Here is a 10,167-nt window from a genome sequence, read left to right on the forward strand (position 1 = left end):
GGATTCCTCGCCTACCTGGATCATCTGCAGCGCCAGGCGGGCGCTCGAGCATCCGGTGCTGCTGGTCACCGGCGGCCCCGGAACCGGCAAGACCACGACCGTCGCCCGCGTGCTGGTGCTGCTCGCCGCGCAGGCGCGCGCACGCGGCGCGCCGATGCCGCGCATCGCGCTCGCCGCGCCGACCGGCCGCGCCGCCGACCGCATGGCCGGCAGCGTGCGCCGTGTGCGCGATGCGCTGCGTGCCGACGGCATTGCCGCCGCGCTCTGCGACGCGCTGCCCGCGCAGGCCGCCACGCTGCACCGCCTGCTGGGCCTCGCCCCGGGGCGCACGGGTGCGCGCTTCGACGCGAAGTCCCCACTGCCGGTGGACGTGCTGGTGGTCGACGAGGCCTCGATGGTCGACCTGCCGCTGATGTGCAAGCTCGCCGAGGCACTGCCCACCGGCGCGCGCCTCATCCTGCTCGGCGACCGCGACCAGCTGCCGTCGGTGGAGGCGGGCGACGTGCTCGCCGCACTCGCCGATGCCGCGGATGCACCGCCGTCCGACGCGGCGCCGCTCGCGGGCCGGCGCGTGCACCTCGTGCGTGGCTGGCGCCAGACCGATGCGCTGGTGCTCGAGCCCGTGGCCGATGCCGTGCGTCGCGGCGATGCAGCTGCCACGCTTGCGTCTCTGCGCGAAGGCACGCCCGGCGTGCGCTTCCACGAGGACGCACCCGATCCGCTGGCCTTCCGCGATGCGCTGCTCGGCCCGTGGCGCGAGTTGCGCAAGGTGCACGATGCGCGCGCGGCGCTCGACCTGGCGAACCGCGTGCGCGTGCTCACCGCCCTGCGCGAGGGGCCGCAGGGCGCGGCCACGCTCAATGCGCGCATCGAGCTCGCGCTCGCCGGCCCGCATCGCGAGGCTTACTTCCACGGCCGCCTGCTGCTGGTCACCGAGAACGACGCGCGGCGCGAGCTGTTCAACGGCGACGTCGGCGTGTGCCTGCGCGGCGAGGGGGGCGTGCCGCTCGCCTGGTTCGATGGCCCCGACGGCCCGCGCGCCTTCCATCCCGCCGCGCTGCCCGCGCACACCAGCGCCTTCGCGATGACCGTGCACAAGGCCCAGGGTTCCGAGTTCGACGCCGTCTGGTTGCAGCTGCCGATGGCGGACACTCGCGTACTCTCGCGCGAGCTGGTCTACACCGCGCTGACCCGCGCACGCAGCGCGCTGCACGTGCTCGGCCCGGCGGCGGTGATCGAGGCCGCACTGGCGCGGCATGCGCAGCGCGTCTCGGGCCTGGCCCGGCGGCTGGGTGCGGCACCACCCGCGTAGCCTGACCCCCGCTGCCCTGCGCGACCGGCGAGGGCCCGGATGAACCGGCCGCACCGGTGCCGATGTGCGAGGCCACACCGGCGCACCACGCCGGCGCCGACCGGCGCGATGCACTGCAGGCGCCCGCCACGAGCAGGCACCGCCGTGCATGCGTGTCCGCCCGCGCGTGCGTCCCGCAAGCGGCGTTAAGCGACCGTTCGCGCGTACGCCGCACGTCTTCACGGCTGCTGTACCCGACGCTGCCTACGGTGGTTCGACCGCGGCCGCCCCGGCACGCGGCCCAGGAATCACGGAGTCCACGATGAGCGACGTCAAGAAGGATCACAGCATCGGTGCAGGCACGGGTGCGGTGGCAGGCGCGGTGGCCGGTGCCGCGATCGGTTCGGCGGCCGGCCCGGTCGGCAGCCTGGTCGGCGCGGTCGCCGGCGGCGTGGTCGGCGCGAAGGCCGGCGATTCGATCGCCGAGGCGGTCAACCCGACCGAGTACGAAGACCACTTCAAGAAGACCTACAACACCCGCGAGTACTACAAGCCCGACCGCGACTGGAACGACTACCAGCCGGCCTACAAGTACGGCTACGAGACCTATCCGAAGTACCGCGGCCGCGGCTTCGAGGAAGTGGAGTCCGACCTCGAGCGCAACTGGGACAAGACCCGCGCCAACTCGCGCCTGGCCTGGAGCGAGGCACGCGGCGCCGTTCGCGACGGCTGGCACCACATCGAGCGCGCCCTCCCCGGCGACCTCGACAAGGATGGGCGCTGAGCGATCGCTTACGCGGCACTGCCGCGTGATCGCTCAGCGCGCCCGCCGCCCTGCGGCGGGCCGGACCGGTGGCGATCGCTTACGCGGCACTGCCGCGTGATCGCTCAGCGCGCCCGCCGCCCTGCGGCGGGCCGGACCGGTGGCGATCGCTTACGCGGCACTGCCGCATGATCGCCCAGCCGGAATCCACCGCGCCGCCCTCCGGCGACGCGGTGGGTGCCGCATCCACAACCCGGTAGCGACTCGACCGTGACGCGACATCCGGCCTGCGGAGGGCCGGATCGCCACGCCCCGGGGCGACCTGGTCGCCAGGCACCACCTGCTGCGACGGCTACCCGCAGCCCCGAAGGCCGGGAAACCGGCCTTCGTGCTGCCCGGATGCAGCCCACCGCGCACCGCAGCATCCCAACCGCGCGCGGCAGGGCCGGCACGGGCGCTGCGCTACGATGCGCTCCCCGCGCCGCCGCGAGCCCGCCATGGCCCAGTCCGACAAGCCCTCCCGCGAAGAGGCCGAAGCCGCCGTCCGCACCCTGCTGCGCTGGGCCGGCGACGACCCCGCGCGCGAAGGCCTGCTCGACACGCCGCGCCGCGTGGTGGACGCCTATGCCGACTGGTTCGCCGGCTACGCCACCGATCCCGAAGCCTATCTGCAGCGCACCTTCGAGGAGGTGGCCGGCTACGACGAGATGGTGGTGCTGCGCGACATCGAGTTCGAGAGCCACTGCGAGCACCACATGGCGCCGATCATCGGCCGCGCGCACGTGGGCTACCTGCCCAACGGCAAGGTGGTGGGCATCAGCAAGCTCGCGCGCGTGGTGGACGCCTACGCGCGCCGCTTCCAGGTGCAGGAGAAGCTGACCGCGCAGATCGCCGAGGTCATCAACCGCGTGCTGCAGCCGCGCGGCGTGGGCGTGGTGGTCGAGGCCAGCCACGAATGCATGACCACCCGCGGCGTGCACAAGCGCGCCGTGTCGATGACCACGTCCACCCTGCTGGGCAGCTTCCGCGAGGACGCGCGCACGCGCGCCGAGTTCCTCGAGTTCATCCGCGGCAGGCGCTGAGCACGGCGACGCGAGCGTGGGCGGACATCGCCTTCGCACGCGGGCTGCAGTGCGCGCATGAGACCGGTTCGGATCGTCACTAACCCGCGCCGAGGATGGCCGCGGCCACGCGGTCGATGTCGTCGGGCGTGACGTGCAGGTGGGGTGCGAGGCGGAACACGCCGTCGCGCTCGATGCAGACGATGCGCTCGCGGGCGAAGGCCTCGCGCAGCGCCGCCAGACGCGCGGCCGGCGGCGCCAGCCCCAGCAGGTGGGGCGAGCGCGGCGTCACGCACCAGTCGCCCAGGCCCGCGGCCACGAGCGTGGCCTGCAGGCGCGCGAGCAGCATGTCCAGGCGCGCGGCGATGGCCGCCGGCGTCCACTCCAGCACCTGCGACAGCGCGGCCTCGGTGATCGCCAGGCGCAGCGGCTCGGCGACCTCGCCGCCATCCAGGCGCCGCGCGCCCGGGCGCCAGGGCGGCGCCGCGTCGACCTCGAAGCGCCAGACTTGCGCAGGCATGCGGCCCTGCCAGTGCTGCTCCAGCGGCTGCACGCGCTCGCGCCAGTCGGCATCCACCCACAGCGCGCACAGGCCCTTGCCCGCCAGCCACCACTTGTAGCCCACGCTCATGGCGAAGGCCGGCCGCCAGCGGGCGACGTCGCAGGGCAGCACGCCCAGGCTCTGGCTGAGGTCGAGCACCACCGGCACGCCGGCCTCGCGCGCACGGGTGGCCACGCGGTCGAGATCGAGCCGGCGGCCGTCGCGCCAGTGCGATTCCGACAGCACCAGCAGGGCGACGTCGCCGCGTTCGAGCAGGGCGAGGAAGCCGGAGGTCGCCTCGCGCCGGTCCACCGCCACCAGGTGCGCGCCGGTCGCGGCGCAGCGCGCCTGCCAGGGCAGCAGCGCCGAGGGGAACTCGCCGTCGACGATGCCGATGCGATCCCCGGCGCGCAGCGGCCAGTTCGCCGCCACCGTCGACATCGCATGCGCCACCGAGGGCACCAGCGCCACGCCCGCGGGTGCGGCGCGGTGGCCGGCATCGAACAGGCGCGAGGCCAGCCCGCGCACGCGTTCGATCCAGGCCTCCCAGTCGTCCCAGGCCAGCTGCCACGGCCTGGCGCCGTCGGCCCAGGCCGCCTGCAGCGCTGCGTCCACCGTGCGCAGGCGCGGCGCGTTGGAGGCGGTGTCCAGATAGATCGCATCGCCGGCCGGTACGAAGGCGGTGCGCGGGTCGTCGGGCAGGGGCATGCGCTCCACTCTAGCCAGTGCACCGGCTGGCGTGGCGTGACCCGTCACGGGGCCGTCGCGAGCGCTGCCCGAGGCTGTCGGCCATGGGACTGTCGCTGCCCCCTCCTGCTGCCTCCGCGCCGCCGGCACCGGCCTGCGCGTCGCCCGCCGCGCGCTACGCCGCCGTGCGCGCGCGTAGCCGCGAGCTGGCCGCGCCGATCTCGGCCGAGGACGCGATGGTGCAGTCCATGCCCGATGCCAGCCCCACCAAGTGGCATCTCGCCCACACCACCTGGTTCTTCGAGACCTTCGTGCTCGGGCAACTGCCGGGTTACCGCCCGGTCGAGGCGCGCTGGCAGCTGCTGTTCAACAGCTACTACCAGGCGGTGGGGCCGCAGCACGTGCGCGCGCGCCGCGGCGTGCTCTCGCGCCCCACGCTGGCGCAGGTGCTCGACTACCGCGAGCGCATCGACGCCCGCATGCAGGACGCGTTCGCCCGCGACGAACTCCACGAAGGCCTCATGCAACGCGTGGAGCTGGGCCTGCAGCACGAGCAGCAGCACCAGGAACTGCTGCTCACCGACATCCTGCACGCGTTCTGGAGCAATCCGCTCAGGCCGGCCTACCGCGAGGACCTGCCCGCCACCCGCGGTCGCGCGGGCACGCTGGGCTGGCAGCGTTTCGACGAGGCCGTGGTCGAGGCCGGCGCGCCGCGCTGGCCGGCGTCGCCGGGCTTCGCCTTCGACCTCGAATCCCCGCGCCATCGCGTGCTCGTCGGCGCGTTCGCGCTCGCCACGCGCCCGGTCACCTGCGGCGAGTACCGCGAGTTCGTCCGCGACGGCGGCTACCACGACGCCTCGCTCTGGCTGAGCGAAGCCTGGAACCTGCTGAAGAAGCATCCGCGCGAGCGCCCGCTGTACTGGATCGACGACGAGACCTGCTTCGGCCTGGGCGGCGTGCGCCCCATCGACGCGCAGGCGCCGGTGTCGCAGCTGTCCTACTACGAGGCCGATGCCTTCGCGCGCTGGGCCGGCGCGCGCCTGCCCACCGAGTTCGAATGGGAGCGTGCCGCCGCCTCGTTGCCGGTGGACGGCAACTTCGTCGAGCGCGGCCTGCTGCAGCCGGCCGCGCACGAAGGCAGCGGGCTGCGGCAGATGTTCGGCGACGTCTGGGAGTGGACCTCGAGCGCGTACTCGCCGTACCCGGGCTTTCGCCCGTTCGACGGCGCGCTGGGCGAATACAACGGCAAGTTCATGGTCGGCCAGTGGGTGCTGCGCGGCGGCAGCTGCGCGAGCCCGCAGGGCCACCTGCGCGCCAGCTACCGCAACTTCTTCCCGCCTTCGGCGCGCTGGCAGTTCTCCGGCCTGCGGCTGGCCAAGGACATCGCATGAACAGCTTGGCCCGCCACGCGCTGCATCGCCCGGCGCCGCCGGTGCTGCTCGACCTCTGCCCCACGCCCGACGACCTGCGCGGCGACGTGATCGCGGGGCTGTCGTCGGATCCGAAGACGCTGCCGTCGAAATACTTCTACGACGCGCGCGGCTCGCAGCTGTTCGAGGAGATCACCCGCCAGCCCGAGTACGACCTCACCCGCACCGAGATCGCGCTGCTGCAGGCCTCGATGCGCGATATCCGCGAGGCGGTGGGCGCGGAGGCGCACGTGGTCGAGTACGGGTCGGGGAGCGGGCGCAAGACGCAGCTGCTGCTCGGCGGGCTCGACTCGGCGGTGGCCTACACGCCGGTGGAGATCTCGCGCGAGATGCTGCTCGAATCCACGCAGCGCCTGGCCTATGCCTTTCCCGAGGTGCAGATGCTGCCGGTCTGCGCGGACTTCACCCGGCCGGTGCCGATCCCGCCGCCGCTGCAGCCCGCCGCGCGCAGGCTCGCCTTCTTCCCCGGCTCCACCCTGGGCAACTTCGACGAAGCCGCATCCGTCGAGCTGCTCGCGGCCATGCGCGAGACCATCGGCGACGACGGCCGCGCGCTGATCGGCATCGACCTGCTCAAGGACGTGGCGGAGATGGAAGCGGCCTACAACGACGCCGCCGGCGTCACCGCCGCGTTCACGCTGAACCTGCTGGCGCGCATCAACCGCGAGGCGGGCGCCGACTTCGACCGCCGCCGCTTCGCGCACCGCGCGGTGTTCTCGCCCGAACGCAGCCGCATCGAAACCTCCATCGTCAGCCGCTGCGCGCAGGTGGTGCACGTGGCCGGACAGGCCTTCCATCTCGACGCGGGCGAGCCCATCCACGTCGAGATCTCCCACAAGTACACCGATGCGCATTTCGACGCGCTCGCCGCCGCGGCGGGGCTGCGCGTGGCGCACCGCTGGAACGCGCCCGCCGACCGCTTCGGCCTGCGCCTGCTGGAACCTGCATGAACGACGACGTCCTCGACTGCCTGATCATCGGCGCCGGCCCCGGCGGGCTGACCTGCGCCACGTACCTGGTCCGCTACCACCGCCGCATCCTGGTGGTCGACGCCGGCAAGAGCCGCGCGCGCTGGATTCCCACCAGCCACAACGCGCCGGGCTTCCCGCGCGGCATCCACGGCGACACGCTGCTCGCGCAGCAGCGCGAGCAGGCGGTGGGCTACGGCGCGACCATCGAGGACGGCTGCATCGCGCAGCTGGGCAAGGACGGCGACGTCTTCGAAGCCGCGGCCGCCGACGGCCGCCGCTGGCGCGCGCGCTTCGTGATCCTCGCCACCGGCATCGAGGACGTGATGCCGCCCCTGGCCGGGCTGGAGGAAGGCATCGCCGCCGGTGCGGTGCGCCTGTGCCCGGTCTGCGACGGCTACGAGGCCAGCGACGGCCGCGTGGCGATCTACGCGCCGCTGGACGAGGGCATCGGGCATGCGCTGTTTCTGCGCACGTTCTCCGAGAACGTGAGCCTGCTGGCCAGCGACGATGCACCGGCGTCGGAGGACACCACCCGTAAGGCCTTCGACGCCGGGGTGGCCGTGTATCCGCGCCCGGCGCGGCTGGCCTTCGAGAACGGCAAGAGCGTGGCGGAGTTCGACGACGGGCGCCGCGAGGTCTTCGACACCCTGTATCCCACGCTGGGCAGCCGCCCGCACTCGGACCTGGCCGCGCAACTGGGCGCCAGGCTCGACGCGCAGGGCGAGATCGAGGTCGACGAGCGCCAGCAGACCAGCGTGGACGGCCTGTATGCCGTGGGCGACGTGGTCAGCGCGTTGAACCAGATCGCGGTTGCCGTGGGGCATGCGGCCATCGCCGCCACCGCCGTGCACAACCGTCTGCCGCGCAACTGGCGCGAGCGCGCCGAGCTGCAGGCCGACACCGCGCAGGCCCTGCCCAGCCCGCCGGGCACGCAGGCCGCGGCGACGCCGGGCCGGCGCGACGCCGCCGCGCCCTGAGCGACGCGGGCACCGTCCCGGCGTCGATGCCGGTCCGCCGCATGGCCGGCGGGCGGTAGACTCGCGGCCCGTTTGCCCCCGATCGGTCTTCCGTGCCCGCCACCGCACCCGCCGGCGCCGCGCGCCGCGCCGCGCTCGCCTTCATCTTCGTCACCGTGCTCATCGACGTGCTGGCGTTCGGGCTGATCATTCCCGTGCTGCCGCACCTGGTCGAATCCTTCGTGGGCGGCGACACCGAGCAGGCCGCCTACTGGATCGGCATCTTCGGCACCGTGTTCGCGGCCATCCAGTTCCTCACCGCGCCGGTGCAGGGCGCGCTGTCCGATCGCTTCGGGCGGCGCCCGGTGATCCTGCTGTCCTGCCTGGGGCTGGGGCTGGACTTCGTCTTCATGGCGCTGGCGCCCTCGCTGGCCTGGCTGATGGTGGGCCGCATCATCTCGGCGATCACCTCGGCCAGCTTCACCACCGCCAATGCCTACATCGCCGACGTCACCGCGCCGGAAAACCGTGCGAAGAGCTACGGCATGATCGGCGCGGCCTTCGGCCTGGGCTTCATCGTCGGGCCGCTGATGGGCGGCGTGCTGGGCGACATCGACCACCGCCTGCCGTTCTGGGCCGCGGCCGTGCTGGCGCTGGCGAACTTCCTCTACGGGCTGTTCGTGCTGCCCGAGTCGCTGCCCAAGGAAAAGCGCACGCCGAGGTTCGACTGGTCGCATGCGCGGCCGCTGGGCTCGGTGCACCTGCTGCGGCGTTACCCGGCGATCTGGGGCCTGGCCGCGGTGGTGCTGCTGGCGAACATGGCGCACTACGTCTACCCGAGCACGTTCGTGCTGTTCGGCGCCGAGCGCTATGGCTGGGGGGAGAAGGAGGTGGGCTACGTGCTGGCGCTGGTCGGCGTGCTCAGCGTGATCGTCAACGCCGTGCTGGTGGGCCGCGTGGTGAAGCGCCTGGGCGAGCGGCGCACGCTGCTGCTGGGGCTGGCCTGCGGCGTGTTCGGCTTCGGCGTGTACGCCTTTGCCACCGCGCCCTGGGTGTTCCTCGCGGCCATGCCGGTGAGCGCGCTGTGGGCGCTGGCGCAGCCGGCCACGCAGGCGCTGATCACGCGCGAGGTGGGCCCGGAAGTGCAGGGCCGCATGCAGGGCGCGATCATGAGCCTGGTCAGCCTGGCGGGCATCGTGGCGCCCGCGCTCTTTGCCGGCACCTTCGGCTGGTTCATCGGGAAGAACGCGCCCGTCTACCAGCCCGGTGCGGCCTTCCTGCTCGCGGCGCTGGTGCTGGGTGGCGCGCTCCTGATCGCCATCGCCCGCGCGCCGCGTCCGGCACCCACCGCGGGCTGAACCGCCGCGCGCGTTTGCCGCGTCATTGACGCGGGGCTGCGGATGCTCGGCGATCCATGGTCGCCGTCCTCGCTCCCGTTCCCGCCGAGAACCTGCACGCCGCGAGGCAGGCGGGGCTGGTCTACGTCTGCGACACGGAGCCCGGCATCCGCCGCGAGAAGAAGGGCGATGGCTTCGCCTACCGGCATCCGGACGGCAGCCCGGTGACGGACGAGGCCACCCTGGCGCGCATCCGCGCACTGGCCATTCCCCCCGCCTATACCGACGTGTGGATCTGCCCCGATCCGCAGGGCCACCTGCAGGCCACCGGGCGCGACGCGAAGGGCCGCAAGCAGTACCGCTACCACGCGGACTGGGCCAGCGTGCGCGGCGACGGCAAGTTCGAGCGCATCGTCGCCTTCGGCGAGGCGCTGCCCAGGCTCCGGCGCCGGCTCGCGCGCGACCTGCGCCTGCCGGGCTTTCCGCGCGGGAAGGTGCTGGCCATCGTGGTCTCGGTGATGGCGCGCACGCTGATCCGCGTGGGCAACGACTGCTACGCGCGCAGCAACCGCTCCTTCGGCCTGACCACGCTGCGCAACCGCCACGTCGGTTTCCTGCGCGGCGGCCGCGCGAGGTTCCGCTTCCGCGGCAAGTCCGGGCTCGAGCACGAGATCGTGCTCGACGATGCGCAGCTGGTGAAGCTGATGAAGCATTGCCAGCAGCTGCCCGGGCAGTCGCTGTTCCAGTACGTCGACGACGCCGGCGCCGTGCAGCCGGTCGGCTCGGCGCAGGTCAACGACTACCTGCGCGAGGCCATGGGCGAGGCCTTCACCGCCAAGGACTTCCGCACCTGGGGCGGCACGCTGGCGGCGATCGAACGCTTCGCGGCCATCCCGCCACCGGAAGAGGCCAGCGAACGCGCGCTCGCCGCGGTCGAGAAGGCGGTGGTGGGCGAGGTGGCGCAACTGCTGGGCAATACGCCGGCGGTCTGCCGCAAGGCCTATGTCGACCCGGCGGTATTCGCCGCCTGGCGCAGCGGGCGGCTGCAGCAGGCCTGCGCGGGCGCGCGCAACGCGCGTGGCTGGGAACGCGCGGCGCTGGCCTTCCTGCGCGGCGCCCGGCGCGAGGCC

The 10,167-nt window shown here is 73.4% G+C and carries 9 protein-coding genes; 8 read left to right on the forward strand and 1 reads right to left on the reverse strand.

Going from position 1 to position 10,167, the window contains the following annotated elements:
* The 3 genes from recD to folE all read left to right on the forward strand — a co-directional run.
* The coding region (gene recD / locus EYQ95_RS25055) for an exodeoxyribonuclease V subunit alpha (RefSeq protein WP_132331750.1) at positions 1–1,312 on the forward strand (1,312 nt) is incomplete at its 5' end.
* Positions 1,313–1,613: 301 nt separating this feature from the next.
* Positions 1,614–2,075 (forward strand): hypothetical protein, encoded by a 462-nt coding sequence (locus EYQ95_RS25060; protein ID WP_132331752.1) that lies wholly within the window; start codon positions 1,614–1,616, stop codon positions 2,073–2,075.
* A 476-nt stretch (positions 2,076–2,551) separates the two neighbouring features.
* Entirely contained in the window at positions 2,552–3,136 is a 585-nt protein-coding gene (gene folE, locus EYQ95_RS25065) for a GTP cyclohydrolase I FolE (RefSeq protein WP_132331754.1), read from the forward strand.
* A 79-nt stretch (positions 3,137–3,215) separates the two neighbouring features.
* Here the strand turns inward: folE and EYQ95_RS25070 are convergent, their stop codons facing one another.
* Positions 3,216–4,364, reverse strand: a complete 1,149-nt coding sequence (locus tag EYQ95_RS25070) for an aminotransferase class V-fold PLP-dependent enzyme (RefSeq protein WP_132331756.1) — start codon at positions 4,362–4,364, stop codon at positions 3,216–3,218.
* A gap of 83 nt (positions 4,365–4,447) precedes the next feature.
* Here EYQ95_RS25070 and egtB point away from each other — a divergent pair, with 83 nt between their 5' ends.
* The 5 genes from egtB to EYQ95_RS25095 form a co-directional block, all read left to right on the forward strand.
* Positions 4,448–5,734 carry an ergothioneine biosynthesis protein EgtB gene (gene egtB, locus EYQ95_RS25075; protein WP_132331758.1) on the forward strand — a complete coding sequence of 429 codons (1,287 nt, stop codon included), beginning with the start codon at positions 4,448–4,450 and terminating at the stop codon, positions 5,732–5,734.
* Complete coding sequence (egtD, locus tag EYQ95_RS25080) at positions 5,731–6,723, forward strand: L-histidine N(alpha)-methyltransferase (protein WP_132331760.1); 993 nt, start codon at positions 5,731–5,733, stop codon at positions 6,721–6,723. Before egtB ends, egtD begins: the two co-directional genes overlap by 4 nt.
* The gene (locus EYQ95_RS25085; protein WP_132331762.1) at positions 6,720–7,721 is read left to right on the forward strand and encodes an NAD(P)/FAD-dependent oxidoreductase; all 1,002 of its coding nucleotides are present in this window, start codon (positions 6,720–6,722) and stop codon (positions 7,719–7,721) included. Before egtD ends, EYQ95_RS25085 begins: the two co-directional genes overlap by 4 nt.
* A gap of 92 nt (positions 7,722–7,813) precedes the next feature.
* Positions 7,814–9,058 carry a TCR/Tet family MFS transporter gene (locus tag EYQ95_RS25090; RefSeq protein WP_132331764.1) on the forward strand — a complete coding sequence of 415 codons (1,245 nt, stop codon included), beginning with the start codon at positions 7,814–7,816 and terminating at the stop codon, positions 9,056–9,058.
* A gap of 56 nt (positions 9,059–9,114) precedes the next feature.
* A partial coding sequence (locus EYQ95_RS25095) for a DNA topoisomerase IB (RefSeq protein WP_132331766.1) occupies positions 9,115–10,167 on the forward strand: 1,053 nt, incomplete at its 3' end.

Source organism: Lysobacter sp. N42 (genome assembly GCF_004344885.1).

Bases quoted from the DNA above. Each gene is read 5' to 3' on its own strand.
- folE (WP_132331754.1), top strand. From the start codon at position 2,552: ATGGCCCAGTCCGACAAGCCCTCCCGCGAAGAGGCCGAAGCCGCCGTC.
- EYQ95_RS25070 (WP_132331756.1), bottom strand. From the start codon at position 4,364: ATGCCCCTGCCCGACGACCCGCGCACCGCCTTCGTACCGGCCGGCGAT.
- egtB (WP_132331758.1), top strand. From the start codon at position 4,448: ATGGGACTGTCGCTGCCCCCTCCTGCTGCCTCCGCGCCGCCGGCACCG.
- EYQ95_RS25085 (WP_132331762.1), top strand. From the start codon at position 6,720: ATGAACGACGACGTCCTCGACTGCCTGATCATCGGCGCCGGCCCCGGC.
- egtD (WP_132331760.1), top strand. From the start codon at position 5,731: ATGAACAGCTTGGCCCGCCACGCGCTGCATCGCCCGGCGCCGCCGGTG.
- EYQ95_RS25060 (WP_132331752.1), top strand. From the start codon at position 1,614: ATGAGCGACGTCAAGAAGGATCACAGCATCGGTGCAGGCACGGGTGCG.